At 67.8% G+C, this 26,418-nt stretch carries 19 protein-coding genes; 11 read left to right on the top strand and 8 right to left on the bottom strand.

The window, feature by feature from the left end:
* Positions 1-96 precede the first annotated feature (96 nt).
* The 3 genes from CA833_RS05055 to CA833_RS05045 all read left to right on the top strand — a co-directional run bounded on the left by CA833_RS05055 (position 97) and on the right by CA833_RS05045 (position 5,405).
* Positions 97-2,931: a TonB-dependent receptor gene (locus CA833_RS05055; protein ID WP_142637222.1), complete on the top strand. Its 2,835-nt coding sequence runs from the start codon at positions 97-99 to the stop codon at positions 2,929-2,931.
* A 165-nt stretch (positions 2,932-3,096) separates the two neighbouring features.
* Complete coding sequence (locus CA833_RS05050; RefSeq protein ID WP_207079424.1) at positions 3,097-5,184, top strand: glycosyl hydrolase family 65 protein; 2,088 nt, start codon at positions 3,097-3,099, stop codon at positions 5,182-5,184.
* A 65-nt stretch (positions 5,185-5,249) separates the two neighbouring features.
* Positions 5,250-5,405, top strand: a complete 156-nt coding sequence (locus CA833_RS05045; RefSeq protein WP_185928650.1) for a hypothetical protein — start codon at positions 5,250-5,252, stop codon at positions 5,403-5,405.
* Positions 5,406-5,407: 2 nt separating this feature from the next.
* Here CA833_RS05045 and CA833_RS05040 read toward each other — a convergent pair whose 3' ends face one another.
* Complete coding sequence (locus tag CA833_RS05040; RefSeq protein WP_207079423.1) at positions 5,408-7,471, bottom strand: protein-disulfide reductase DsbD; 2,064 nt, start codon at positions 7,469-7,471, stop codon at positions 5,408-5,410.
* Between the two features lie 97 nt (positions 7,472-7,568).
* Here CA833_RS05040 and CA833_RS05035 point away from each other — a divergent pair, with 97 nt between their 5' ends.
* Positions 7,569-9,263 (top strand): alkaline phosphatase family protein, encoded by a 1,695-nt coding sequence (locus CA833_RS05035; RefSeq protein ID WP_207079422.1) that lies wholly within the window; start codon positions 7,569-7,571, stop codon positions 9,261-9,263.
* The gene (locus CA833_RS05030; RefSeq protein ID WP_142637229.1) at positions 9,260-10,504 is read left to right on the top strand and encodes an FAD-dependent monooxygenase; all 1,245 of its coding nucleotides are present in this window, start codon (positions 9,260-9,262) and stop codon (positions 10,502-10,504) included. The genes CA833_RS05035 and CA833_RS05030 overlap by 4 nt, the downstream gene beginning before the upstream one ends.
* A gap of 64 nt (positions 10,505-10,568) precedes the next feature.
* Here the strand turns inward: CA833_RS05030 and CA833_RS05025 are convergent, their stop codons facing one another.
* From CA833_RS05025 to hemC, 3 genes are read right to left on the bottom strand one after another with little or no spacing between them, the layout of a single operon-like run.
* The gene (locus CA833_RS05025; protein WP_185928651.1) at positions 10,569-11,504 is read right to left on the bottom strand and encodes a hypothetical protein; all 936 of its coding nucleotides are present in this window, start codon (positions 11,502-11,504) and stop codon (positions 10,569-10,571) included.
* Between the two features lie 19 nt (positions 11,505-11,523).
* Positions 11,524-12,201, bottom strand: a complete 678-nt coding sequence (locus CA833_RS05020) for a uroporphyrinogen-III synthase (RefSeq protein WP_242526272.1) — start codon at positions 12,199-12,201, stop codon at positions 11,524-11,526.
* A 26-nt stretch (positions 12,202-12,227) separates the two neighbouring features.
* A complete protein-coding gene (gene hemC / locus CA833_RS05015; RefSeq protein WP_207079421.1) occupies positions 12,228-13,181 on the bottom strand; it encodes a hydroxymethylbilane synthase in 954 nt (317 codons plus the stop codon).
* Between the two features lie 61 nt (positions 13,182-13,242).
* Here hemC and tsaD point away from each other — a divergent pair, with 61 nt between their 5' ends.
* From tsaD to CA833_RS04990, 5 genes are all read left to right on the top strand, one after another.
* Positions 13,243-14,277, top strand: coding sequence for a tRNA (adenosine(37)-N6)-threonylcarbamoyltransferase complex transferase subunit TsaD (gene tsaD / locus CA833_RS05010; protein ID WP_207079420.1), 1,035 nt, complete (start codon positions 13,243-13,245; stop codon positions 14,275-14,277).
* On the top strand, positions 14,274-15,287 hold the full coding sequence (locus tag CA833_RS05005; RefSeq protein ID WP_207079419.1) for an NAD(P)H-dependent glycerol-3-phosphate dehydrogenase: 1,014 nt from the start codon (positions 14,274-14,276) through the stop codon (positions 15,285-15,287). The genes tsaD and CA833_RS05005 overlap by 4 nt, the downstream gene beginning before the upstream one ends.
* A complete protein-coding gene (locus CA833_RS05000) occupies positions 15,284-16,807 on the top strand; it encodes a lipopolysaccharide biosynthesis protein (RefSeq protein WP_207079418.1) in 1,524 nt (507 codons plus the stop codon). The genes CA833_RS05005 and CA833_RS05000 overlap by 4 nt, the downstream gene beginning before the upstream one ends.
* A 74-nt stretch (positions 16,808-16,881) precedes the next feature.
* Positions 16,882-17,601 (top strand): OmpA family protein, encoded by a 720-nt coding sequence (locus CA833_RS04995; RefSeq protein ID WP_207079417.1) that lies wholly within the window; start codon positions 16,882-16,884, stop codon positions 17,599-17,601.
* Positions 17,602-17,765: 164 nt separating this feature from the next.
* Positions 17,766-18,491 (top strand): hypothetical protein, encoded by a 726-nt coding sequence (locus tag CA833_RS04990; RefSeq protein ID WP_207079954.1) that lies wholly within the window; start codon positions 17,766-17,768, stop codon positions 18,489-18,491.
* A gap of 155 nt (positions 18,492-18,646) precedes the next feature.
* On the opposite strand, the gene CA833_RS04985 is transcribed toward CA833_RS04990, so the two are convergent.
* The 4 genes from CA833_RS04985 to uvrB all read right to left on the bottom strand — a co-directional run bounded on the left by CA833_RS04985 (position 18,647) and on the right by uvrB (position 25,711).
* Entirely contained in the window at positions 18,647-20,164 is a 1,518-nt protein-coding gene (locus tag CA833_RS04985) for a S10 family peptidase (RefSeq protein WP_207079416.1), read from the bottom strand.
* Positions 20,165-20,434: 270 nt separating this feature from the next.
* Positions 20,435-21,940, bottom strand: a complete 1,506-nt coding sequence (locus tag CA833_RS04980; protein ID WP_207079415.1) for an acetyl-CoA hydrolase/transferase family protein — start codon at positions 21,938-21,940, stop codon at positions 20,435-20,437.
* A gap of 160 nt (positions 21,941-22,100) precedes the next feature.
* Complete coding sequence (locus CA833_RS04975; RefSeq protein ID WP_242526271.1) at positions 22,101-23,264, bottom strand: helix-turn-helix transcriptional regulator; 1,164 nt, start codon at positions 23,262-23,264, stop codon at positions 22,101-22,103.
* A gap of 257 nt (positions 23,265-23,521) precedes the next feature.
* Complete coding sequence (gene uvrB, locus CA833_RS04970) at positions 23,522-25,711, bottom strand: excinuclease ABC subunit UvrB (protein WP_142637245.1); 2,190 nt, start codon at positions 25,709-25,711, stop codon at positions 23,522-23,524.
* A 132-nt stretch (positions 25,712-25,843) separates the two neighbouring features.
* On the opposite strand from uvrB, the gene CA833_RS04965 reads away from it, so the two are divergent.
* The gene (locus CA833_RS04965) at positions 25,844-26,398 is read left to right on the top strand and encodes a DUF3617 domain-containing protein (protein WP_142637248.1); all 555 of its coding nucleotides are present in this window, start codon (positions 25,844-25,846) and stop codon (positions 26,396-26,398) included.
* Positions 26,399-26,418: the final 20 nt, after the last annotated feature.

Here is a 26,418-nt window from a genome sequence, read left to right as displayed (position 1 = left end):
TGCTTTTCCGCTTGCGTGAGATTAGTCCGACTAATAATTAGTCTGAGTAATCTAAGGGGCATGGTATGGGCCAGCCCCACATGGGAGGGTTGATCCATGGCGCTCAAGCCATTTGCTTTCTGCACGGCATCCGTTCTCGCGCTCGGCCTCGCCAGCGTTGCTCAGGCGCAGGACACCGCACCGCAGGCCGTTGCTGACGATGCCGCTGCGCCCAGCACCGAAGACATCATCGTGACCGGCGTGCGCGCCTCGATCGTCGGCGCGCTCAACAGCCGCAAGAACAACATCCAGATCGTCGATTCGATCGTGGCCGAAGACGTCGGCAAGCTGCCCGACAACAACGTCGTCGAGGCGCTCCAGCGCGTGACCGGCATCCAGGTGACCGACCGTGCGGGCGGTGAAACCGGCACGATCACGATCCGCGGCCTGTCCGATCCCGTCACCACCTGGAACGGCCGCAACATCTTCACCGCTGCGGGTACTTCGTTCGCGCTGCAGGACATTTCCTCGAACCTCGTGCGCAAGATCGACGTCTACAAGACGCGTTCGGCCGACCAGCTCGAATTCGGCCTCGCCGGCCAGATCGACGTCGCCACGCGCCGTCCGTTCGACTTCGACGGTTTCACGATCTCGGGCCTCGCCCGCGGCGTCTACAGCGAACTGGCCGACAAGTTTAATCCCAACGTGGCGCTGCTGGTCAGCGACCGCTGGGAGACCGGCATCGGCGAGATGGGCTTCCTGATCAACGGCAGCTACACCCGCGCCAAGTATCGCAACCAGAACGTGCAGGCCGGCGCGCTGGTGCCGTTCGCCACCGAAAATCCCCCTTCGGGCACCTGGCTGACGCCGCTCCAGCGCATCTTCCCGCGCACCGACCCGGACAACCCCTACTGGACCCCGGGCCTGAACGCGGGCCTGCCCACCACCCCGGGTTCGACGCTGAACATCGACGGCGTCGAGGTGCCCTACTACCTCTCGCGCGACGCGGTCATCAGCTCCGACCTCTACGGCAAGCGTGAGCGTCCCTCGATCAACGCGGCCTTCCAGTGGGCACCGAACGACCGTTCGACCTACACCGCCGAGTTCTATTACACCGGCTTCCGCGGCACGACCTTCAACTCGATGATGTTCAGCTATGCCGACTGGTGGGGCGATCTCGGCAGCGATCCGGGCTCGACCTTCGAGCTTTACGACGGCACCAACATCATCAAGTCGCGCACGATGGGCGATGTGGCCGGCTTCAACAGCGCCGACTATGCGACCAACAAGACCGACAGCTACGTCTACGCCCTGAACGCGGCCTGGGACGTGGGTGCGCGCGGCAAGATCACCGCCGACCTCGCCTATCAGGACAGCAAGAACGAAACCTCGTTCTTCGCGATGCGCACCAACCGCGGTCCGCTGGATCTCGACGTCGACTTCAACGCCGGCGGCGGCATCCCGTCCTACAGCTTCGGCACGCCCGAAGTGCTGACCGATGCCAATGCCTGGACGGTCGGCGACCTGTTCGACAATGGCAACAAGAGCAAGGGCAGCGCCTGGACCTTCCAGCTCGACGGTTATTACGAGTGGGACGAAGGTTTCCTGCGCCGCATCAAGGCGGGCTTCCGCTACGACAACCGCAGCGCCAGCACTTTCGTGCGCGAACAGAGCGCGGGCGCTCTGGGCGGCACGCTGGCCTCGCTGGGTGACGATTACACCTTCACCAACAGCGGCTTCTTCGACGGCCGCGCCGATGTGCCGACCAGCTGGGTGCTCGCCAACGGCCCGGCGCTCTACAAGAACGCCGACGCCATCCGTTCGCTCTATCAGGCGGTGAACCCGAACCTGCTGCTGTCCGACCAGATGTCGTTCGGCCGCGTGTTCGACATCAACGAAGTGACGCTGGCTGGCTACGTGATGGCTGACGGCCAGATCGACATCTTCGGTCGTCCGCTGATGATCGAGGGCGGCGCGCGCCTCGTCACGATCGATACCGACTACAACTATTTCGATCGGTACAACGGCTTCGCCCGTACCGGCGTGTCGACCGGCGAGGCCAAGCTGCTGCCCAGCTTCACGGCGCGTTACGAGATCACGCCGAACCTGCGCATCCGCTTCAACTACGGTGAGACGCTGCGCCGTCCGGCCTTCGGCGACCTCAACCCGAACGTCTCGCTCACCGGCGACCTTTCGGGCCTCGGTTTCGGTACCGGCAGCGCGGGCAACGCCAACCTGAAGGCGACCACCTCGAAGAACTACGACCTTGCGATCGAGTGGTACTTCGAGCGCAACAGCGCGATCTTCGTCACCGGCTTCCGCCGCGAGATCAAGGGGCTGGTGGTGCCGCTCACCACGCTGGAATACATCCCCAACAACACGATCGAGGGCAGCACCGCGACCGACTACTTCCAGGTCACCCGCCCGACCAACGCATCGGACGGCGTGCTCAAGGGCGTGGAAATCGGCCTGACCTACTTCCCGACCTACCTGCCCAGCATCCTCGACGGTCTGGGCTTCCAGGGCAGCGCGACGATCCTCGATTCGGAACAGACGATCCCCGAAGTCGATGCGCAGGGGAACACCACCTATACCAAGTCGGCGTTCTTCGCGGTGTCGAAGTTCTCCTACAACGCCACGCTGGCCTACCAGCGCGGCCCGGTCGGTGCGCGTCTGTCCTATGTCTGGCGCAAGGGCTTCCTCAACAACAACGAGGCGCGGGCCTTCGCCAACCCGATCGGCATGTGGCGCAAGCCCGAGAAGAGCCTGGACTTCCAGCTCACCTACAACATCACCGACGACATCGGCCTGACCTTCGACGCAGTGAACCTCACCAAGGCGAAGCAGCAGAACTACTACAAGTACGACACGGCCGGCGGCCCGGTGACGATGAACTCGAGCACGCTGCTGATCGACCGCACCTTCGCGGCGGGCGTTCGCTTCAAGTTCTGATGACCTGATACCGGCAGGCCGCAGCGGATCGCCATTCGCGTTGCAGCCTGCCACCAGCGGCCGGTTCCCGGGGATTTCTCTCCCAACACGCCCCCGGGAACCGGCCGCTCTTGTTTTTGCACGATGAATGCTGCCAGTCGCTCGCCAGACCATGAAGGGGTAACGATGCGCGGAAACCTACGGAGGATCCTTGCCACCGCGGCGCTGCTGGCCACGGCGGCCAGTCCGCCCGCCAACCCGCCAGCAAGCCCGCCTGCCCCTGTTTTCACGCCCTCTTCCGCCTCCGGGCGCGCGGCCCCGAAGCTCGACATCGCCGCCATTGCCAGGGCCCGCTTCGGCATGGACGCGGCCTGGTACGAGGCGCGCATTCCCTTCTTCGAAAGCGCCGATCCGAAGATCGATGCGGTCTATTACTACCGCTGGGGCCTGTTCCGCGCCCACCAGCGCGACCTCGGCGCGCAAGGCTACATCACCACCGAATTCGCCGACGACGTGGGCTGGCAGCGCGAGCCTTTCGCCAGCCTCAACGACGCCAGCGGCTTCCACATCGCCGAAGGGCGCTGGCTGAACGACCGCCGGTTCACCGACGACTACATCAATTTCATGTACGAAGGCGGCAACGACCGCCACTTCACCGACTACATGGCCGATTCGGTCTGGGGCCGTTACCTCGTTGACGGCGACAGGCAGGCGCTGCTCGCCCACCTCGGGACGATGCGCCATGTCTACCGGCTGTGGGACGAGAAGTTCGACTTCGCCAAGGGCCTCTACTTCGTCGAACCGCTGCTGGACGCGACCGAGTATACCGTCTCCTCGATCGACGCATCGGGCGGCAAGGACGGGTTCCGGGGCGGGGATGCTTTCCGTCCCTCGATCAACAGCTACATGTTCGCCAATGCCCGCGCGCTGGCGAAGATGGCGGAACTGGCCGGTGACGCCGCAATGGCGCAGGAATACGCCGCGCGGGCCGAGGCGCTGCGTGCGCATGTCCTGCAGGACTTGTGGAACCCGAAGCTCGGCCATTTCACCGACCGCTATCAGGTCAGCAACGAGTTTGTGAAATACTGGGAGCCGATCCGCAATCGCGAGCTGGTCGGCTACCTGCCCTGGATGTTCGACCTCGTGCCGGATGAGGCTCGGTACGCCTCGGCCTGGTCGCACCTGCTCGCCCCCGATGCGCTGGCCGGCAAGGCGGGCATGCGCACGGTCGAGAAGAGCTACGAATATTACATGCGCCAGTATCGCTACCTCGGCGATGCGCGCGAGTGTCAGTGGAACGGCCCGATCTGGCCTTACCAGACGACGCAGGTGCTGGCGGCGATGGGCAACCTGCTCGATCACTATGATGACCACGGTCCGGTCACCCGCAGCGACTACATGCGCCTGCTGCGCCAGTACACGCAGCTGCACTATCAGGGCGGCAGGCTCGATCTGGAAGAGGACTACGATCCGGAGACCGGCAAGCCGATCGTCGGGCTGGACCGCAGCCATCACTACTTCCACTCGGGCTACAACGACCTGATCCTGACCGGCCTTGTCGGCATCCGCCCGCGTGCGGACGACGTGCTGGAGGTCAATCCACTGCTGCCTGCCGCCGGCGACGCGCAGGCCCTGGCCTGGTTCCACATCGAACGCGTGCCCTATCACGGCCACGCGGTTTCGGTGACCTGGGACGCCGACGGCACGCGTTATGGCCGCAAGGGGCTGACGGTTTCCGTCGACGGCGCAGAAGTGGCCCACCGCGACGACCTTGGCCGCGTGGAAGTACCGCTCGCCCGCAAGGCCAACGCGCCGATCGTGCGCGAGACGAACCTTGCGGTGCAACTGGTGCGGGGCACTTTCCCCAAGGCCGTGGCTTCCTCCGGCACCGGGGCGGAGAACCTGCACGATGCCATCGATGGCCGCGCCTGGTTCTATCCCGAGCTTCCCAATGGCTGGGATTCCGCTACCGGCAGGACCGACCAGTGGTACGCGGTGGACTTCGGCAAGCCGGTCACGCTCGGCAGCACCGAACTCGCCTTCTTTGCCGACGGCGCGAAGTTTGCCGCGCCGCGCAAGCTGGTGGTCGAGGTCTGGGCGGGCGGCCGCTGGCAGCAGGTCGCCGCGCCGACGGCGGCGCCGCTGGCCAATGGCGTGACGCGGCTCGTCTGGACGCCCGTCAAGGCAGAACGCCTGCGCGTGACGATGACGCCGGCCGGGGGCAAGGCGATCCGCCTGGCCGAGATCAAGGCCTTCGCAGGTGGAAAAATTTAACCTTACTTACGCGTAAACCCCAGGCTTGAAGGCGGAATTAACCGCGATTGCGCGCATATGAGGCCATGTCGCATGGTTATCCTCTTGCATCGCTTGTCGCCGGGGCATCGGCCTATGTGGACTTGTCCCTGCTGATGCCGGGCTGGCTGGCAGGGATCGCCTCGCTCCATCTGGTCTGCGCGGTTCTGTTCATGGGGCTGCTGAAGCAGGAAATGCAGTAGGCTCAGCCCCCGGCCTGGCGGGCGAGGAGGTCGCTGGTCAGCACTTGCGGCAGTTGCACCGCCTTGCCGTCCCTTCCGTACCAGACGTAAAGCGGCACGCCGGCCGCGCCCTGGGCGGTGAGATAGCGGGTGATCGCGGGGTCGCGGCGCGTCCAGTCTCCGCGCAGGACCACGACCCCGGCCTTGTCGAAGGCGGCCTTGGTTTCGGCGCGCTCGATGGCGACTTCCTCGTTCACCTTGCAGGACAGGCACCAGTCGGCGGTCATCCACACGAAGACCGGCTTCCCGGCGGCGCGCGCATCGGCCAGTGCCGTTTCGCTGAAGGGTCTGGCGCCGAGGATGGAGTCGACGCTCGCGGCAGGCGGCATCGGCGGGGGCAGGACAACAAGCGCGAAGACCGCCACGGCCAGCGCAATCGCTGCCGCTGGCCGTGCAGAGCCGCCCTTGCGCTGGGTGCGCCCCATCACGAAGAGCGCCGCCATGACCAGCGCGAGGCCAAGCAGGGCCTCGCCCGCGAACCACGGCCCGCCGACCTTCCACGTCAGCCAGGCGAGCGCCAGCGCAGTGAGGCCCATCGGCACCGCCAGCCAGCGGCGGAACGTCACCATCCAGGCGCCGGGGCGCGGCATGCGGCGGCGCAGCGGGGGAATGAAGGCGATGGCGAGGAACGGCAGCGCGATGCCCACGCCCAGCGCCGCGAACAGCGCCATCGCGGGCAGCACCGGCAGCAGCAGCGCCGCGCCCATGGCGCTGGCCATGAACGGGCCGGTGCAGGGCGTTGCCACAAACGCCGCCAGCAGGCCGGTGACGAACGCGCCGCGGGTGAAGCTGGAGGGGGATCCGCCCGAGACGAAGCCCGGCACCGTCAGTTCGAACAGGCCCAGCAGGTTGGCGGTGATCGCGGCGGCCAGCAGCAGCAGGGCGACCACGACCAGCGGCTCCTGCAACTGGAAGGCCCAGCCCACTTCCTGACCGCCGGCGCGCAGCGCCAGCAGCACCCCGCCGAGGGCGAGGCAGGCGGTGACGACGCCTGCGGCATAGGCCAGCCCCTCGATCCGGGCATGGGCCTCGCTCTCGCCCGCACGGGCGAGGCTCAGCGCCTTGAGGCTGAGGATCGGGAAAACGCAGGGCATCACATTGAGCAGCAGCCCGCCCGCCAGCGCGGCCAGCAGCAGGAGGGGCAACGGAGCGAGGGCTGGCGTTGAAGCGGTATCGCCGGCCAGCGGTGTGCCGCCGGTCGGCACGGCGCCGGGCCGGGCGGAAAAGGCGATGCCGTTGCCGTCGCCGTCCAGCCGCAGCACGCCGGTCAGCGCATCGGCACCGCGTGCGTCGATCCTGGCGCGGGGGATGGTGACGATGAGACTGTCGCCGTTCCACGCGAAAGTCTGCGTCGCGGCATAGTCGACCAGCTTGTCCTCGCCCAGGAAAACATGCGGCGAGGACAGCGGCGTGGCGGCGGGCAGGGGGATGGCAAGGTGCAGCGCCTTGCTATCCAGCGCAAACGTGGCGCTGGCGTCCAGCGGCGCGGGCAGGCGGCGCGTCCATTCGGCAAAGCGCGCATCGGGCGCAGGGGCGGCGGCGACGAGGGGCAGTTCCACGGCAAGCTCGGCGTGCTCGGGCACGCAGATCTGCTCGGTGCAGGCCAGCCACTGCGCGGCAAGGCGGATCGGCAGGCGGCTTCCCGGCGCGGCATCGGCGGGCACGGTGATCGGCACCAGCACGGCGTAGTCATGTTCGAACACGTGGTTCATCAGGCCCGAGACCACCAGCGTCTGCGGCACCGGATAGCGCGGGGTTCCCGCCTTCGCGCCCTTCGGCAGCGTCCAGTCCAGCTCCATGCCGAGCCCGGCATCGCCGGGGTTCGACCAGTAGCCGTGCCAGCCCTTTTCGGGAGTCATGTGGATGGCCACCATGGCCTCGCTGCCCGGCGCGGCGGGGGCGGCGACCAGCTGGGCGGCAATATGCGGCGGGGCCCCGGTCTGCGCGCGAACGGCGATGGGCATCAGGACAAGCGCCAGCAATTGACACAGGAGTGTCACGGAGAGGCGATAGCGGCGCTTTTTCATGAATCTCCCACGAGTTGCCGAGGGTTGCGTTGAGCCGGTGATCCGGTCCAACCAGCATCTGCGCCCAACGCCTCCAGATTTCAAGGAAGACCCCTCGATGCGCTTTCTCTCCGCCTCGCTGGCCTCGATGGCCATGGCTCTTGCCGCCGCGCCCGCCATGGCGAAGGATGCGCCCGGCGCGACCATTGCCCCCAGTCTTGCCATGCCCGCGGTGACCGAGCAGGTGCCGCAGGATGCGCCCAGGCTGATCGTGGCGATCTCGGTCGACCAGTTCTCCGCCGACCTCTTTGCGCAGTACCGCCAGCACTTCACCAAGGGCTTCACCCGCCTGCTGCAAGGCGGGGTCTATGCCCAGGGCTTCCAGTCGCACGCCGCGACCGAGACCTGCCCCGGACACTCGACCCTGCTGACCGGCGTCCATCCCGCGCGCACCGGCATCACCGCGAATTCCTGGTACGTCCCCGGCATCGGCCGCGCGGACAAGGAAGTCTACTGCGTCGAGGACGAGAGCGACCCCAGGTCCACGCCGGACGTTCCGGTGGTGAGCCCCAAGCACCTGCTCGCCCCCACGCTGGGCGACCTGATGAAGAAGGCCAATCCCAAGACCATCAATGCCGCCGTCTCCGCCAAGGACCGCGCCGCGGTGATGATGAGCGGGCACGATACCGACGCCGTCTACTGGATCGGCGACAAGGGCTTCACGACTTTCGCGGGGCGCCGGATTTCCAAGGCGGTGGAGGCGGAGAACGCCGACCTCGCCCGCCGCATCGCTGCCGGTGACGGCCCGCTGGCGGTTCCGGGCTGGTGCGGCAGGGTCGACCGGGCGACGCCGATCGGCAACTTCACCATCGGCACCTGGCGCTTCCCCGCGACCGCAGGCGACTACAAGAGCTACGTCAACGGCCCGCGCATCGACACCGCGACGGCCGAGATGGCGGTGCGCATGGTGGACGAGTTGGGCATGGGCAAGGACGCGGTGCCCGACGTGCTTTCGGTCAGCTTCTCGGCGACCGACAAGGTCGGCCATGCCTTCGGCACCGAGGGCGTGGAAATGTGCGTGCAGATGAACGTGCTGGACGAAGCGCTGGGTTATCTGTTCGACCAGCTGGATGCGCGCGGCATCGACTACGAAGTTGTGCTCAGCGCCGACCATGGCGGCTTCGATGCGCCCGAGCGCCAGCAGCTTCGCGGCAATCCCGATGCCGTGCGCATCGATCCCGCGCTCAGCGCCAAGGCGCTGGCCGCCGCCGTCTCGCAGGATACCGGCGTGACCGTGAAGAACGGCCCGCTGTTCTACGGCGCGGGCGAGGCGGGCAGCGTCTGGCTCTCCGCCGAACTGACGCCGGAACAGAAGGCCAAGGTGATCCCGGCGCTGGTCGCCCGTCTGAAGGCCAATCCGCAGATTGCCGAGGTCTACACGCAGGATCAGATCATGCAGTGGCCCGAACCCAAGGGCCATCCGCAGGACTGGACGATGGAGCAGAAGGTCCGCGCCTCGTTCGTGCCGGGCCGCTCCGGCGAAGTGCAGATGCTGACCGTGCGCGGCGTGGTGCCCGGCAAGGCGGCGCCGTTCAAGGTCGCCTCGCACGGCAGCCCGTGGGATTACGACCGCCGGGTGCCGATGCTGTTCTGGCGCAAGGGCATGACCGGCTTCGAACAGCCGAACCCGGTGGAGACCGTGGACATCGCGCCCACCCTTGCCGCGACGGTCGGTTTGTCCGCACCTGCGGGCACTTGGGACGGAAGGTGTCTCGACATCGACGCGGCGGAGGCCGATAGCTGCCGTCGATGAACGACTCGGCAGCAAGGCTCGATATAGCGGCGGATCGCCGCGACCTGATTATCCTCGGCGGCGGTCTCGTCGGCATGACGCTGGCGCTGGCTGCTGCCAAGGCGGGGATCACCAGCCACGTGATCGACCGCGCCGATCCGGCGGACCTTACCGCCGAGGGCGCGGACGGCCGCGCCTCGGCGATCTCGACCGCGAGCTGGAACCTGTTCGGGAAGATCGGCCTCGCGCCCGCGCTCAGCGGGCTCGGCTGCCCGATCGATTCCATTGCCGTCACCGACGGGATGAAGCCCGGCCGGATCGATTTCACGCCCAAGCCCGACGAGGGCACGCTGGGGCGCATGTTCGCCAACCGCGACTTGCGCCTCGCGCTGTTCGATGCGGCGAAGGATGAGCCCAGCATCGCCTGGCACGTGAAGACCGAGGCGGTGCGCCGCGATCGCGGCCCGCACGGCGTGGACGTGGAACTGAGCGACGGGCGCGTGCTCAAGGCCAGCCTGCTGGTCGCCGCCGAAGGCCGCCAGTCGCCCACCCGGGACGAGGCCGGTTTTGCGCTCGCCAAGTGGGACTACAAGCACCGCGCGATGGTCGCCGGGCTGTTCCACGAGAAGCCCCACGGCAATACCGCCTGGGAAATCTTCTACCCGGCCGGGCCCTTCGCGCTGCTGCCGCTGCTGGACGATGCCGAAGGCCGCCACCGCAGCGCGCTGGTCTGGACGGTGTCGGAAAAGGATGCCGCCGGTGTCATCGCCATGAGCGATGCGATGTTCGTGAACGAGGTGGAGCGCCGCATGCACGGGGTGCTCGGCACGATCTCGCTCTCGGCCCCGCGCATGAGCTATCCGCTGCGCTTCCACCATGCCGGCCATGTCATCGACGAGCGTCTCGCGGTGATCGGCGATGCCGCGCACGGGATGCACCCGATTGCCGGGCAGGGCCTCAACCTTGGCCTGCGCGACGTCGGCGCCCTCGTCGAAGTGCTGCGCGAGGGCATGCGTCTGGGCCTTGAGCCGGGCGACATGGAACTGCTCAAGCGGTACGAGAAGTGGCGCAGCCTCGATTCCTTCATGGTCATGTCGGTCACCGATGGCCTGACCCGGCTGTTCGGGGTGCCCGGCCGCCTGCCCAGCGCGGTGCGGCGGCTTGGCATGGGGGCGGTACAACGCCTGCCCACGCTCAAGCGCTTCTTCATGGACGAGGCGCGGGGCATGTCGGGCTCGCTGCCGGAACTGCTGCAGGGCTGACAGGAAAAAAGGGCGCCGACGGGCGCCCTTTGTACTCGTTCGCGGCCCGCTTGCCTCTGGCCGATCAGCCTTCGGTCGCCTCCGGGCTGGGCTCTTCGCTGGGCTGCGCACCGGGAGCGGCGAGCGGGCTGGGCTGCGTGACCGTGTTGCCCGCCGAATCCTGCAGGCGGTGCGATTCCAGCATCGCGGTGGTCTCCAGCAGGTCGAGCGCGTCCTGCGCGTCCTGGTAGCGGCGCGCGTCGGCGATCCAGATTTCGGCGGCCTGGGCATTGGGCAGGCGCTGGACTTCGTTGATCGCGCTGGGGATGCGGCGCGCCGTCAGCATCACGCGGGCGCGGTCGATCCGCGCGGTGGGCGTCAGCAGGGTCGAGGAATCGCGGTGGACCGTGAAGAGGCCGGACAGCTCGCTGCGGGCGCGGTCCCACAGGCTCTGGTTGCTCTGGGTTTCGCTGAGTTCGGGCGACAGCGCCTCGAGCCGGGCGGTCAGTTCGTCAAGCGTGACCGGGTTCTTGGCAAAGGCGATCACGGTATCGACGGCGCGCGGCTGGGCATTGGTGAAGCGCAGGCGCAGCTGGTCGGCGACGTAGCTGAGCGGTTCGCCCCGGTCGATCATGCGGCGGGCGGCAAAGGCGATCAGCAGGCCTTCGGCCCGCGCGGCATTGCCCGAGGCGGCATTGGTTTCGAAATCGACGCGCGAGAGCCGGTCCTCGATCAGCGCGAGACGGCCCTCGACCACGCCGATCGCGGCCAGATCCTGCGGCGAGGAGGGCGCCGGAACCCTGGGCGCGGGGGCGGCCGCGGGCGCGGTGACGGCCTGCGCGGGCGGCTGGTCGTCCTGCGCCTGGCGGCCCGGGATCAGCCGGTCGAAATAGCCATCCTGCACGGCCCAGAGCGACAGGGCGCCGCCCAGCACGAAGGCCAGCAGCGCAACGAAAAACCCTCCGGCGCGCGAACGCGGGCGGTGCGGCATCGGGGTAGGCTGGGAAGTCTGGTCCTGCATCACGCTCGTTTCTGTAAGATCACGATCCCGGCGTAAACCCTTGGCACAACTCTTTGGCCAAGGCCAGCAATGCGGCATCGGTGGCTGTGGGTGCGGCAGCGATCCCGGCCCAGCCGGTTCCGGCGGCGGCGGCAATGCGCGGACCGAGCGCGGTGACGTGGATCTGGCTGCGGACTATTCCGGCGCTGTCGCATAAGCGGGCGAAATGGCGCGCCGCCTCGGCGGAATGGAGCAGCACGAGGCACGGGGCGCGGAGCCGCGCCGCCAGGGCGCCGGGCAGGGGCAGGGCCTGGCTGGCATAGACCTCGCGGGTCAGCACCGTGACATGAGGCGGTATTTCAAGGGAAATACGCTCGCGACCGGCCAGCCGCAAAAGGCGGCGATGTGCCGGATCGATTTGCCCGAGCAGTCCTTGCAGTCCCCCCGTGCCGGTGCGCACCACGTCGAGGCCGGCCGCGCGGGCCGCGGCCGCCGTGGTTTCGCCCACGGCATAGGCGGGCAGGCCGCGATAGCGCGCGAGGTCCGCCCCGCCATGGCGCAGGGCATTGGCGCTGCCGAGCAGCAAGGCGTCGACTTCCGTGCGCGCCGGAGCCTCCCAGCGCAGCGGATGCACCGCAAAGAGCGGGAACGCTTCCGCCTCCAGCCCCAATGCCCGTGCCGCCAGGCAGGTGGCCTCGGCGCCGGGCGCGGGCCGCACGACGACCAGCGGGAGCGGGGCCTTGTTCAGCTATCGGCTCCCGCGCCGCTGAAATGCACGGCGATGGCAGGCACCGCGCGGGCCAGCAGCCGGGCCGCGAGCGCGGCGGGGCCGGTGCCGTCGGTGGCCGCAAAACGGGCTTCGCCCTCGACTTTTTCGGCCCCGTCGGGGCTGTAGAGGGCCGCGCGCATGATCAGGTCCTCACCGTCATGGCGGGTCAGCACCGCGATCGGGCTGTGGCAATTGCCGCCGAGGCCGGCCAGCAGCGCGCGTTCCGCCGCGACGGCGGCGTGGCTGGGGGCGTCGTCGACGGCGGCGAGGAAGGCCCTGGTGCGAGCGTCATCGGCGCGGCATTCGATCATGATCGCGGCCTGGGCGGGGGCGGGCAGCCAGTCGTTCTCGTCGAGCGCATGGCCGGTGCCGGTCTCGCCCAGGCGCCGGAGCCCGGCGGCGGCGAGGAACGTGGCGTCGGCCTCGCCCGCCGTCAGCTTGGCAAGGCGGGTGGCGACATTGCCGCGGAAGGTCACCACGGTGCAGTCCGGGCGGGCATGGAGCAGCTGCGCGGCGCGGCGCGGGGCGCTGGTGCCGACGATGGCCCCTTGCGGCAGCGCGCGGATCGATTCGGCGCCGACCAGCACGTCGCGCACGTCCTCGCGCGGCAGGATCGCGCCGATGGTGAAGGCTTCGGGCCGGATCGTCTCGACGTCCTTGGCCGAATGGACCGCAAAATCGATCTCGCCGCTGGCCAGCCAGGCGTCGAGTTCCTTGGTCCAGAGCGCCTTTCCACCGATTTCGGCAAGCGCCCGGTCCTGGATGCGATCGCCGCTGGCGGTCACCGCCACGATCTCTATATGCGCTGCATCGATTCCATGCGCGGCGGCAAGCCGGTCGCGTGCTTCCTCGGCCTGTGCGATCGCCAGCGGCGAACGGCGGGTGCCAAGGCGGAAATGGGTCTCATGTGTTTTGGTTGGCGTCGTCATCGGCGGGTTGTGCTACCCGCCAATGTCGTCCAGTGGAAGGGCCGTTCAGGGTAAACCGATAATGACCACGATTTTGGGCATCGAAAGCTCGTGCGACGAGACGGCGGCCGCGCTGGTAACCGGCGACCGCACGATCCTTGCGCAGCGCATCGCCTCGCAGGACGAGGCGCACCGGCCCTATGGCGGTGTCGTGCCCGAGATCGCCGCGCGTGCCCATGCCGAACGGCTGGCCCCGCTGATCGAGGCGACGCTGGCCGACGCCGGCATGACGCTGGACGATGTCGACGCGATTGCCGCCACCGCCGGGCCGGGGCTGATCGGCGGGGTGATGGTCGGCCTGGTCACCGCCAAGGCGCTGGCGATGGCGACCGGCAAGCCGCTGATCGCGATCAACCACCTTGAAGGCCACGCCCTCTCGCCGCGTCTGGCCGATGGCGATTTGCAATATCCCTACCTGCTGCTGCTGGTCTCGGGCGGACACTGCCAGATCCTGCTGGTCGAAGGCGTGGGCAAGTTCCGCCGCCTCGCCACCACCATCGACGATGCGCTGGGCGAGGCTTTCGACAAGTCCGCCAAGCTGCTCGGCCTCGGCTATCCCGGCGGCCCGGCGATGGAGCGGCTGGCGCTGGCGGGCGATGCGAAAAAAGTGCCGCTGCCGCGCCCGCTCAAGGGTTCGGACGAGCCGCACTTCTCGTTTGCCGGGCTCAAGAGCGCGGTGATGCGCGCCAAGCAGTCGGGCCAGTACAGCGATGCCGATATCGCCGCCTCCTTCCAGCAGGCCGCGATCGACTGCCTGATCGACCGTGCGCGCCGGGCACTGGCGGCGGCGGGGCCGGTGAATGCGCTGGTCGTGGCCGGCGGCGTTGCGGCCAACAAGGCGATCCGCGGCGCGCTGGAGGCGCTGGCGTCCGAACACGATCTCGATTTCGTGGCGCCGCCGCTGGCGCTGTGCACCGACAATGCGGCAATGATCGCCTGGGCCGGGGCGGAGCGTTTTGCGCTCGGCCAGTCGGACCCGCTCGACGTGGCCGCGCGGCCGCGCTGGCCGCTCGATCCCGAAGCCGATGCCGTGCGCGGCGCCGGGGTCAAGGCGTGAGCGCGGCGCTGGGCGTCATCGGCGCCGGGGCCTGGGGCACCGCGCTGGCGCAGGCGGCTGCCGGTGACGGCAGCGAAGTGCTGCTCTGGACGCGCGAGCCGGAGCTTGCCGCGCGCATCAACGCGGAGCGCTGCAATGCGGTCTATCTGCCCGGCGCTGCCTTGGCGCAAGGTGTTCGCGCCACTTCGGATCTCGCCGAACTGGCCAGCTTGCCGGCGCTGCTGGCGGTTGTTCCCGCCCAGTTCCTCGGCGGCGTGCTGGCGCGGCTTCCCGCGCTGGGGTTCACCGGGACGCCGCGCGACCTGGTGCTCTGCGCCAAGGGCATCGAGGCCGGATCGGGACGCCTGATGGCGCAAGTCGCGGCCGAGGCCGTGCCGGGCGCCGAGATCGCGGTGCTCTCCGGCCCGACGTTCGCGCATGAAGTCGCGGCGGGGCTCCCCACCGCGGTCACGCTCGCCTGTTCGGGCGGGAGGGCGCAGTGGGCGCGGCTATCGCCCTTGATCGCAAGGCCCGCCCTGCGACCCTACTACTCCGACGACGTCACCGGCGCGGAAGTCGGCGGGGCGATCAAGAACGTGCTGGCGATTGCCTGCGGCGTGGCGGAAGGGCTGCGGCTCGGCCAGAACGCGCGCGCCGCGCTCATCGCGCGCGGTTATGCGGAAATGCTGCGGTTCGGCCTGGCGCGCGGTGCGCGGGCGGAAACGCTGTCGGGCCTGTGCGGCCTTGGAGATCTTGTGCTGACCTGTTCGTCCACTTCCAGCCGCAATTTCTCGCTCGGCCTCGCGCTGGGCGAGGGGCAGACCGCCGGGCAGGCGCTGGCGGGCAAGGCCACGGTGGCCGAAGGCGCGGCTACCGCGCCGGTGCTGCGCGATCTGGCACGGCGCGATGGCATCGAGATGCCGATCGTCGAGGCGGTGTGCCGCCTGTTGGAAGGCAAGGCGCCTGCCGCCGAAGTGGTCAGCGGCATTCTGGCCCGTCCCCTGCGCGCCGAGCAGGAGCCCAGTCTTTGACCGACGGCATTATCGCCCGCGAGGAAGGCGTGCGGCAGGAAAAGGAACGCGACGATATCGCGGCGCTCGCCAAGGGTGGGCGGACCAATCTGTTCGGCTTTTTCCTGCGCCTTGCCGCGCGCATCCCGTTCCTGTTCATCGCCGGCCGCGCCTCGGTCTATGGCCCCGCCGCGCTGGGCCGCTTCGCCTCGGCGCTGGTGGTGATCGAACTGACCTCGATGATTTGCACGATGGGCGAAAAGCGCGGCCTCGCGCTGCGCCTGTCGAACAGCGAGGGCAAGGTGCACCCCGCCAATGTGGTGGCGGACGGCTCGATCCTGGCGCTGCTGGCAAGCTGCGCGGCGGCATTGTTCTTCTATCTCGTGCCGGCGCCGATGTTCCCGGGCGGCCATTATACCGAGATGGACCGGCTGATGGTGATCGCCATCCCGCCGCTGACGATGACCGAGATCTGGCTGGCGGCGCTTGCCTATCGGCTGCGGGTCAGCCCGACGGTGTGGTCGCGCGCCATCGTCGAGCCCTGGACGATCTCGATCCTGGCCGGGGCGATGATCTGGCTGGCGCCGCACAGCGGCCTGTCGATCGCCTATATCGGCTCGATCTGCGCGGCGGCGCTGACGGCCTTCATTCCCTTCGTGCGCGAATACGGCATGCCGCAAGGCTGGCGTCCCCGCCCGCGCGAGATGCGCAAGCTGGCGATCCGCTCGGCGCCGATTGCGCTCGCCGACACGATCGAGTGGGGCACCCGCCGCGTCGACATCTTCCTGCTGGGCTTCCTGGCGCCGGCCTCGGCGGTCGGCGTCTATTACGCCGCGCAGCAGGTGGCGAGCCTGCCGCAGAAGCTCAAGACCAGCTTCGAGCCGGTGCTGGGCCCGGTGATCACCCGCAACCTGAAGGAAAAGGACTATGCCGCGATTGCCCGCCAGGTCTGCCAGGTGGGGTTCTGGATCACCGCGGCACAGGCGGGCATCGCGCTGGCTTTGGGGATTCCGGGAGAGGGCGTCATGGGCCTTGTCGGCCGCGAGTTCGTGGGCGGCACCGGGGCGCTGGCGTTCCTGCTGGCGGCCGAAGTGGTGGCGGCCACCGCCGTCGTCAGCGAGGCGGCGCTGATCTACGTCGCCAAGATGCGCAACCTCGTGGTGTCGCTGGTGACCATCGGCGTGCAGGCGGCACTGACTTTCGGCGGTATCCTGCTGATGCAGCACTGGGGCTACAATTCGCTCTACCAGGCGGCGACGGCAGCGGCGGCGCTGATGGTCTCGCTGGGCTTCGCCTCGCTGGTGAAGTCGCACATGCTGGCCAGGTTCCTCGGGCAATCGATCAACAACTGGCGCTGGGCGCTGGTCTGGGCAGCGGTTCCCGCCGTGGTCATCGGCTACCTCGCGACCCGCTTCCTGCCGGAGTGGGCGGAACTGGCCTTCGGCATTCCCGCGATCCTGGGGGCTTATCTACTGGTGATTTGGAAAAAGGCTTTTGGCCCGGAAGACCGCAAGCTGTTCCAGAAAACCAAGTCGGCCTGAGTATTTCCGCGCAGGTTCGGCAATTTTCCGGGCGGCTGTTTCCAGAGGCCCGAAAATTCGTCTAGGCTGAAGGCATGAATCCTCGCCGTGCTTCCATCGTCGCCGCCGGCGCCGCGCTCTGCCTTGCCCTCTCGTTCGTTTCCACCCGGTTCGAGGGCCCCGCATTCATCGACGGTCTTGCCGGACAGGCGCTGGCGGTGCGCGATGCGGCGGGCGGGCAGGCGGTCAGTGTCGATTTCCGGGACCGCTACGGCTGGCTGACCCGCCACCCGGTCCTGCGCGGCGGCCAGAAATTGAACGATGCAACGCGCAGCAGGGTGGCCGCCGCGGTGGCCGAAGTGCCGGGCATCGGCGGGGTGAGCTGGGGCGGGCAGGAGAGCCCCTCCGCCAAGCTGCGCTGCCAGGACGACGTCGAGGCGATCCTCGCCACCCGCTCGATCCGCTTCACCGAGGCCAGCGCGCAGATCGATCCGCAGAGCGCGCGGCTGCTCAACGAAGTGGCGCAGGCGCTGCGGCCGTGTGTGGGCAGCATCATCGCGGTGACCGGCCATACCGATGCCGGCGGCATCACCGAGGCCAATGTCGCGCTGTCGCGCGCGCGCGCCGAGGCGGTGCGCTGGGCGCTGATCGGGCGCGGCATCCCGGCCGACGGGCTGCGGGCGACCGGCGTCGGCCCCAAGTCGCCGATCCCGGGGCTCGATCCCTACGACCCCGCCAATCGCCGCATCGAATTCTCGGTGATCGCCTCGGCCCCGGTCAAGCCGACGCCGATCGACACGCCCGGGCCGAGCTGAATGCGTAATTCACAGCAGTGCGCGGGCCTGCTCGGAAATGCTATGAAAGGAGCCGCCCATGCCGCTATGGCTTGAAATGGCCGTCTCGGTGCTGCTGACCTACCTAGCGGGGTTCGGCATCGGCTGGCTTGTATGGAACCGGAAGGGATAGTTTCGTGCTGCAAATGATCCAGGCCAACTGGCTGGTCTTCATCGCCGCGCTGTTGATCGGCATTGTCGTCGCCTACTGGCTGTTTGCCCGGGCGTCGAAACCGGCGCCGCGCGTCCATCGTCCCGACGTGCTGGACGAAGGGGCCGCCCCCGCGCAGCGCAACCAGGCCCTGATCGACGAGGCGCCGCCCGCCGCGCAGTTCGCCGCGCCCGCCCCGGCGGTACCGGCCGCCGCGCCCGCGCATGTGCACATCGATCCGCCGGCCATGGCCGGAACGATGGCGGGGATCGGCGAGGTGATCGCCGTCGCCGCGCAGGAGGAAGTCGACAACGCGGTGCCGCCGCAGACCATCGCGGCAGAGACCGAGGCCGAACGGGCCGCCGATGTCGCTGCGCAAACGGCTGCAGAGGCGGCTGCAGAGACGGCTGGCGAGCCGCTGTCGGCGCCTGAACCGGCGGTCGCTCCTGCTCCGGCCCCCGCTGCTCCGGCGGCAAGCGAGGCGGGCGACGATCTTCGCAAGATCAAGGGCCTCGGCCCCAAGATGCTGACGCTGCTCAATTCGCTGGGCGTGACCCGCTTTGCCCAGATCGCGGCCTGGAGCGATGCCGACCTTGATGATCTTGACGGCAAGCTGGGCGCCTTCGCGGGCCGCCCGCGCCGCGACAACTGGGTGGAGCAGGCCAGACTGCTCGCCAGCGGCGACACCGGCGATTACGAGGCGAAGTTCGGCAAGCTCTGAGCGGTAGGCGCGAACACGAAAAAAGGGGCCGTGCCTTGGCTGGCACGGCCCCTTTTTGGTGTCTGGGAGGAGCGGTCCGAAGACCGCCCCCGGTACTTGGGTTGGACGCGTTTTCCGAGTCATCAGGTGATTCCACCTGATTGGAAAACGCTTTATCACGCCCCGGCGCGATAGCTTGCCATGATGTCGCGGCGCAGCGCCGCGCCGCTGTCGGTGCGCGAGTAGAACATGTGACCGCCCGGGTACATGTGCAGGTTCACGCGGTCCGCGCGGCCGAACTCGGGCATCTGCGAGATGATCAGGCGCGAGCCGAAATAGGGGCACGAGAGGTCGTCCCAGCCGTGGACGATGTCGACGGTCATCTTCGGATCGATCGAGATCGCCTGGCGCAGGTCCTTCACCGGGTTGTCGGTGTTGTCGCGGTCCCAGGCCTCGTTCACCTCGAACGACAGCGCGTTGTAGCGCGCATCGACCTTCCAGCCGACCTGACGGGTCACGAAGTCGACCATCGCCGAGGTGGTGGGCGCGATCAGCGTGGTCAGCAGCGGGTCGCCGTATTGCGGGCGGGCGCTGGCCGGGAACGGGTCGAACGCGGTGAAGTTCGAATCGTAGACCGAGCCGACCAGGCCCTGGTCGCGGCGAATCTCGCGCAAGTACGTGCCGATGTCGACACGCCCGTTCATGCGGCGCACCAGCGCCGGATCGAGCCCGGTGATCTCGGCAACCCTGGCCGAAAGGCGGTCTGTCGCGGCCTTGTCCTTGGGACCGGCGAGGAAGTCGGCGACGTATTCGGTCTTCAGGTACTGCTCGATCGGCGCCATGGCCTCGGCGCTGAGCTTGCCCTCGCGCTCGAGATGACCGGCGGCCATCGCGGGCAGGTTGAGCATCCAGGGCAGCGGCGAGAGGCCGTCGTCGTCGCCGATCGCCGGCGGGTCGAGATAGGGCGAGACCAGCGTCATGCCGTTGATGCCCACGCCCATCTGGGTCTGGAGATAGTAGGCGAGGCGCGGCACGCGGTAGCCGCCGTAGCTTTCGCCGGCGAGGTACTTGCGGCTGGTCAGGCGGCCGTTCGTGTTCAGCCAGTCATAGACGATGCGGCTGAGGTACTTGATGTCGTTCTCGGAGGTGAAGAACGCCTTCTTGGTCGCCTCGGCATCGACGCGGCTGCGCGAGAAGCCGGTGCCGATCGGGTCGATGAAGACGAGGTCGGTGAAGTCCAGCCACGAGTTGGCATTGTCGTGCAGCACCGCCGGGTCGGAAGGGGCGTCGCCCTGCGCGCCGAACTGCACGCGCTTGGGGCCGATAGCGCCGAGGTTCAGGTAGACCGAGGCCGCGCCGGGGCCGCCGTTGAAGGCGAACGTGACGGGGCGGTTGGCGGGGGCGCCGGGCACCGTGTAGGCGGTGTAGACCACCTCGCCGATGGTCTTGCCCTTCTCGTCCTTCACCGGCAGCGAACCGACCGTGGCGACGTAGCTCACGGTCTTGCCGCCGATCACCGCCGACTGCTTGATCGACTTCGCCGCGGGGAAAGGCGCGAGCTGGCTGTCGTCCTTCTTCTCTTCCCCTTGGCTGGATTTACCTTCGGGAGCAGGCTTGTCGGCCGCGTAAGTGGCGGCCGGGCCTGCGGCGAGGGCGAGCGAAAGCGCCAGGCAGGCGAGGGAAACGGTGCGCATCGGGAAGGTCGACCCCTTGTTGAGTGCGCCCGCGACGGGGGCGCCTATGGGGGCGATACCTAGAACGGGTAAATAGTATACGGCAAGGGGCTCCGAGCCTAAAATGCGACATGGGCGCCGCACTTTTTCTTGAAGCTCGTCACATCCGTGACGAGCTTGCGGCACCAGCCCACTCCCCCGCCCTGCCACCCATCAGGATACACTCGTGGGTGGCAGGGTGGGGGAGTGGGCCGGTGCCGCAAAATTCGCCTGTGGCGAATTTTCAAGCAGTTACGGCAGCATCGAGCCCGTCTCGATGAAGCGCTGGTGCCACGACAGCGCCTCGCCCGGCAGCGAGGGCGACTGCAGGCCGTAGGAGCCCTTGAGCGCGCGGGCGTAGTAGTCTTCCAGCAGCGGGCGGTAGTCCGGGTGGGCGCAGTTGGCGATGATGACCTTGGCGCGTTCCTTGGGGCTGAGCCCGCGCAGATCGGCCAGGCCCTGCTCGGTGACGATCACCTGCACGTCCTGGTTGATGTGATCGACATGGCTGGCCTGCGGCACGATGGCCGAGATCTTGCCGCCCTTGGCGGTCGAAGGCGTCATGAAGATCGAGATATAGGCATTGCGCGCGAAGTCGCCCGAGCCGCCGATGCCGTTCTGGATGCGCGAGCCCATGACGTGGGTGGAGTTCACCGCGCCGTAGATGTCCGCCTCGATCAGCCCGTTCATGGCGATGCAGCCCAGGCGGCGGATCAGTTCGGGGTGGTTGGAGATTTCCTGCGGGCGCAGGATCATCTTGTCGCGGTAGCGGGCCATGTCCGCATTCACGCGGGCGGCCGCCTCGGGGCTCAGCGAGAAGGCGGTGGCCGACGCCATGCGCAGCTTGCCCGAGTCCAGCAGGTCCAGCATGCCGTCCTGGATGACTTCGGTGTAGGAGGTCAGGCTGTCGAACGGCGCGTCGACCAGGCCGGTCAGCACGGCGTTGGCGATATTGCCCACGCCCGACTGGATCGGCAGCAGCGCCTTGGGCAGGCGGCCCAGCTTCACTTCGTGGCTCAGGAATTCGAGGATGTGGCCGGCGATCGCCTTGGCCTTCTCGTCCGGCGGGCTGAACGGGGCGTTGCGGTCGGGCCGGTCGGTCTCGACGACGGCGACGACCTTGGCGGGATCGACCTTGAGATAGGGCGAGCCGATGCGGTCATCGGGCTTCACCAGCGGGATCGGTACGCGCGCGGGCGGCAGGGCGGTGCCGTAGTAGATGTCGTGCATGCCCTCGAGCGCTTCGTTCTGCCACGCGTTCACTTCGAGGATGACCTTCTCGGCGCGGTCCAGCCAGGTCTTGTTGTTGCCCACCGAGGAGGAGGGGATCAGGCTGCCGTCGGCGCGGATGCCGGCCACTTCGATCACGGCGGTGTCGAGCTCGCCGAGGAAGCCCTGCCAGGCCATCGGCGCGACCTGCGACAAGTGCATGTCGAAGTAGTTCATCTCGCCCTTGTTGATGCGTTCGCGGGCGATGGGGTCGGAGTTGTAGGGCAGGCGGAATTCGATGCCGTCGGCCTTGGCCAGCGCACCGTCGAGTTCCGGCCCGGTCGAGGCGCCGGTCCACATGCGGACCTTGAAGCCGCGTCCGGCGGCATGTTCGGCCTCGATCTGGGCGGCAAGGGCCAGGGGAACCGCCTTGGGATAACCCGAGCCGGTGAAGCCGCTCATGCCGACCGTGGAGCCGCTGGTGATGAGCCGGGCGGCGTCCTCCGCGGACATGACTTTGGAGCGAAACTCGGCACTCTCGATGCGCATGGCAACCTCTTCGTTTCTGACTGACGTTGCTTGCGCCAGTCGGCTTCAAGGGGCGACGAATCCAGTGCAAAGTCCACCTGGACGATTGCGCAAGATGCATGACAGTAATCGCCCCTCCCGTCACCGTGCAAACTACGGCCGGGCAAGGTGCCGAGGCGGATCAACGGGAAGCGAGTTCGATCACCTCGCGCGCCATGGAGACCAGCACCGCCTCGCGGTTGACGCCGCATTTCTGGAAGATCGTGCGCAACTGGCTGATGACGGTCTGCACGCTGACCCCGCGCAAGTTGGCGACGGCCTGGCGCGAATGGCCCTGTACCAGAAGCGAGACAACTTCGCCTTCCGCCAGCGTGAGCCCGAGCGCGGTGGCAAGGTGGGCGGATTGCTGCGCGGTCGGCCGCAGCGGCGTGCGCAAGGTGACGATGGCGCGCGGGGCGGTGCCGAAGCTCCAGTCCTGCCGGGGCAGGCTGCGCACGTCGAGCAGCAGCGGGGCGTCGGCGCTGCGCAGCCAGAGGTCGGCGGCGCCGTCCTCCCGTCCCGCAAGCGCGCGGCCGATGCGGGCCTGGAGTTCGCGGTCCACATCCGGCCGGGTCGCATGCAGGGTGGCGGCCCGGATCTGCAGGGAATCGGGGCCAAGCAGCGCCTGTGCCGCCGCGGTGACGCCGCAGACCTTGCCGATGCCGTCGAGCAGGATCGCGGCGCTGCGGATCGCGTCCAGCGAACCACGCAGCAATTCGATGCCCTGGTGCTCGATGGCGTCCTGCATGCGGATGGCGGCGAGAACCGCGGGGGCCGCCTCGGCCAGGACGGCGCGCTGTGCCTCGTTGCTGCGGCCCACGCCCTGGCCGCGCAGGATGGCGAGGCCGAAAAACACGCCGGGACGCTGGCTGAGCACGACCTGCGCGCCGAACTCGGCATCGTTGCGGCGGACATAGTCGAGATAGGCCTCGTCGGTATGGGCCTTGCGGATCGCGTCGTAGTGATCTTCCCAGGTCACCTCGAAGGGCATGCGTGTTGCCGCGACGCGGTAGTTCACCTGGGGGTTGAAGCCGTCGATCGCGAGAAATTCGTCGAAGTAGTCGGGAATGCCCTCGGCATCGGTGACCCAGTTGAAGGCGGCGTGGCGCTCGCCCAGCGCGAGCAACTGCGAGCGGGTCGATCCGGTGGCATCGGCCAGCGCTTTCAGGGCGGCGTCCCAGCCCCCTTCCTCGAAAGGTGCGCGCGCAAAGAGATCGGCGATCCCCTCGGCGCGACAGCGGTGATCCCTGAATGAGCCCACCGGCGCATCATGTAAGGTGAAGCGGCGATTAACAAGTACCGTCATCCATCCCTGAAATAAGGGACTCTACCATGTTCATGGTATGCTGCGGGTTACATGTCGATGCACAATGCCATCGCGACCCGAGGGATCGGTACTTGCGATCCTGAGACTCTCAGCCCGGGACCTGGCAACAGGTCCCGGGCTCTTTTTTCGAGGAGGAGGGCCGGGACCCGGCAACAGGTCCCGGGCTCTTTTTTTCGAGGAGGAGGGCCGGGACCCGGCAAAGGCCCGCGGGCTTCTTCGGGACGTTCAGGCGGGGGTTACTTGCCCCATTTCTTCTGCATCTTGCCGTAGCGGGTCTTGCGGGTGCCGGGTTTGCCCTCGTTGCTGCGCCCGACGATCGGCGCCTTCCTGTGCTCGTCCGGGATGCCGAGCTCGCTGGCTTCCAGCTTGCGGATCTCGTCGCGGATGCGCCCGGCTTCCTCGAATTCGAGGTCGGCGGCGGCGGCGCGCATCTTCTTTTCCAGTTCCTCGATATAGGCACGCAAGTTGTGGCCGACGAGGTTGTTGGCGCCGTCGTCGGTCTCGATGTCGATCAGCACGCCGTCGCGGCTGGCGGTATCGGCGACGATGTCGGCGATGCGGCGCTTGATCGTCTGCGGGGTGATGCCGTGCTCGGCGTTGTATTCTTCCTGCTTGGCGCGGCGGCGATCGGTCTCGGCGATGGCGCGCTCCATCGATCCGGTCATGCGGTCGGCATAGAGGATCACGCGGCCGTCGACGTTGCGCGCGGCGCGGCCGATGGTCTGGATCAGCGAGGTCTCGCTGCGCAGGAAACCTTCCTTGTCGGCATCGAGGATGCAGACGAGCCCGCACTCGGGAATGTCGAGCCCCTCGCGCAGCAGGTTGATGCCCACCAGCACGTCGTAGACCCCCATGCGCAAGTCGCGGATCAGCTCGATGCGTTCCAGTGTCTCGACGTCGCTGTGCATGTAGCGCACGCGCACCCCGGCCTCGTGCATGAACTCGGTGAGGTCCTCGGCCATGCGCTTGGTGAGGGTGGTGACGAGGGTGCGATAGCCGCGCTCGGCCGCCGTCTTGCACTCCATGATGCAGTCCTGCACCTGGTCCTCGACCGGGCGGATCTCCACCGGCGGATCGATCAGGCCGGTGGGGCGGATCACCTGCTCGGCAAAGACGCCGCCGGACTCCTCCATCTCCCACGATCCCGGCGTGGCCGAGACGGCGATGGTCTGCGGGCGCATCGCGTCCCATTCGTTGAAACGCAGCGGGCGGTTGTCGATGCAGCTCGGCAGGCGGAAGCCGTATTCGGCGAGCGTGATCTTGCGGCGGTGGTCGCCTTTCGACATCGCGCCGATCTGCGGCACCGTCTGGTGGCTTTCGTCCACGAACAGCAGGGCATTGTCCGGCAGGTATTCGAACAGGGTCGGCGGCGGTTCGCCCGGCAGGCGGCCGGTGAGGAAGCGCGAATAGTTCTCGATCCCCGCGCAACTGCCGGTGGCGGCGATCATCTCGAGGTCGAAATTGGTGCGCTGCTCCAGCCGCTGGGCTTCGAGCAGGCGGCCTTCGGCTTCGAGTTCCTTGAGCCGCTCGGTCAGTTCGAAGCGGATCGCCTCGCTGGCCTGCTTCATCGTCGGCCCGGGCGTGACGTAGTGCGAATTCGCGTAGACCCGCACCTTTTCGAGCACCGAGCCCTTCTTGCCGGTGAGCGGATCGAATTCGGCGATCTCCTCAATCTCGTCGCCGAAGAACGAGATGCGCCAGGCGGTGTCCTCGAGGTGGCTGGGAAACAGTTCCAGGTTGTCCCCGCGCACGCGGAAGGTGCCGCGGGTGAAGGCGGCATCGTTGCGCTTGTACTGGAGGGCGACGAGCTTCCTGATGATCTCGCGCTGGTCCTGGGTGTCGCCGGTCTTGAGGTCGAAGATCATCGCCGAGTAAGTCTCGACCGAGCCGATGCCGTAGAGGCACGAGACCGAGGCGACGATGATCACGTCGTCCCGCTCCAGCAGGGCGCGGGTGGCCGAGTGGCGCATGCGGTCGATCGCCTCGTTCACCGAGCTTTCCTTCTCGATGTAGGTGTCCGACCGGGCGACGTAGGCCTCGGGCTGGTAATAGTCGTAGTAGGAGACGAAGTATTCGACCGCGTTCTCCGGGAAGAAGTCCTTCATTTCGGCATAGAGCTGGGCGGCGAGAATCTTGTTCGGCGCCAGGATCAGCGCCGGGCGCTGCAGTTCCTCGATGACCTTGGCCATCGTGAAGGTCTTGCCCGAGCCGGTGACGCCCAGCAGCACCTGCGTCTTCTCGCCCTCGCCCGCCGTGGTGACGAGGTCGGCGATGGCGGTCGGCTGGTCACCGTTGGGCTCGTACTCGGACACGACCTTGAAGGGCCGGCCCGGCATCGACTTGTCCGGACGCGCGGGCTTGTGGGGGACAAACGTGCCCGAGGTATCCGGTTCCTCGAGGCCCCGGCGGATGATCAGCTCTGCCATGGAAGAACATATGGGGTATATCGTAGCAGCCCGCAATGTCTGACCTAATGTCCTGCCGGAAGGGGCTCGCGGGAAAGGCGCGGCGATGATAGGTCCTCGCCTCCCGGATCAGGTGCGAAAGGGTTCGACTCCATGAAGCGTATGGCAGCAGTTTCGGCAGCAGTTTCGATCGTGGGGCTGGCACTCGCGCTGGCGGCGTGCGGCTCGAAGGAGCAGAAGAGCGGCGAGCCCAAGACGATGGACGAGGTGAAGGAGGAGGCGGCGCAGCTGCAGCGCCCCCGGCCCGGCCAGTACACGCAGAAAGTCGAGATCACGAAGATGGACGTGCCCGGCATGCCCAGCGAAGCGGCGGCGCAGATGAAGACGATGATGGCGAAAGGACAGGTCAACCAGTTCTGCCTGACCCAGGCGGAGGCCGACAAGGGGTACCGCGACATGTTCGACGGGATCGGCAAGGGCCGCGAATGCAGCTATTCGCGCTTCGAGGTTGATGGCGGCAAGCTGGATGCCCAGATGGAGTGCAAGTCCGCCGATCAGGGAACCGCCCGGATCCAGTTGGCGGGCACCGTGAGCGACCAGGGCTCGGATGTGACGGTGGACATGAACATGTCCGGCGGCCCCGCGCCGATGGGCGAGATGAAGATGGCGATGCACATGACGACTGCCCGTCTCGGGGACTGTCCTTAAAGTGCAAGGGGCCCGCAAGG

The sequence above is a fragment of the Novosphingobium sp. KA1 genome (assembly GCF_017309955.1).
Classification (GTDB): domain Bacteria; phylum Pseudomonadota; class Alphaproteobacteria; order Sphingomonadales; family Sphingomonadaceae; genus Novosphingobium.
Note: the sequence above shows the minus strand (reverse complement) of the source record. Positions and strands in the feature narration are given on the sequence as shown.

What these genes read in the sequence shown, in the direction of transcription:
- CA833_RS05055 (WP_142637222.1), top strand. Translation starts at nt 97, where the DNA reads ATGGCGCTCAAGCCATTTGCTTTCTGCACGGCATCCGTTCTCGCGCTC.
- CA833_RS05050 (WP_207079424.1), top strand. Translation starts at nt 3,097, where the DNA reads ATGCGCGGAAACCTACGGAGGATCCTTGCCACCGCGGCGCTGCTGGCC.
- CA833_RS05045 (WP_185928650.1), top strand. Translation starts at nt 5,250, where the DNA reads ATGTCGCATGGTTATCCTCTTGCATCGCTTGTCGCCGGGGCATCGGCC.
- CA833_RS05040 (WP_207079423.1), bottom strand. Translation starts at nt 7,471, where the DNA reads ATGAAAAAGCGCCGCTATCGCCTCTCCGTGACACTCCTGTGTCAATTG.
- CA833_RS05035 (WP_207079422.1), top strand. Translation starts at nt 7,569, where the DNA reads ATGCGCTTTCTCTCCGCCTCGCTGGCCTCGATGGCCATGGCTCTTGCC.
- CA833_RS05030 (WP_142637229.1), top strand. Translation starts at nt 9,260, where the DNA reads ATGAACGACTCGGCAGCAAGGCTCGATATAGCGGCGGATCGCCGCGAC.
- CA833_RS05025 (WP_185928651.1), bottom strand. Translation starts at nt 11,504, where the DNA reads ATGCAGGACCAGACTTCCCAGCCTACCCCGATGCCGCACCGCCCGCGT.
- hemC (WP_207079421.1), bottom strand. Translation starts at nt 13,181, where the DNA reads ATGACGACGCCAACCAAAACACATGAGACCCATTTCCGCCTTGGCACC.
- tsaD (WP_207079420.1), top strand. Translation starts at nt 13,243, where the DNA reads ATGACCACGATTTTGGGCATCGAAAGCTCGTGCGACGAGACGGCGGCC.
- CA833_RS04995 (WP_207079417.1), top strand. Translation starts at nt 16,882, where the DNA reads ATGAATCCTCGCCGTGCTTCCATCGTCGCCGCCGGCGCCGCGCTCTGC.
- CA833_RS04990 (WP_207079954.1), top strand. Translation starts at nt 17,766, where the DNA reads ATGATCCAGGCCAACTGGCTGGTCTTCATCGCCGCGCTGTTGATCGGC.
- CA833_RS04985 (WP_207079416.1), bottom strand. Translation starts at nt 20,164, where the DNA reads ATGCGCACCGTTTCCCTCGCCTGCCTGGCGCTTTCGCTCGCCCTCGCC.
- CA833_RS04980 (WP_207079415.1), bottom strand. Translation starts at nt 21,940, where the DNA reads ATGCGCATCGAGAGTGCCGAGTTTCGCTCCAAAGTCATGTCCGCGGAG.
- CA833_RS04975 (WP_242526271.1), bottom strand. Translation starts at nt 23,264, where the DNA reads ATGACGGTACTTGTTAATCGCCGCTTCACCTTACATGATGCGCCGGTG.
- uvrB (WP_142637245.1), bottom strand. Translation starts at nt 25,711, where the DNA reads ATGGCAGAGCTGATCATCCGCCGGGGCCTCGAGGAACCGGATACCTCG.
- CA833_RS04965 (WP_142637248.1), top strand. Translation starts at nt 25,844, where the DNA reads ATGAAGCGTATGGCAGCAGTTTCGGCAGCAGTTTCGATCGTGGGGCTG.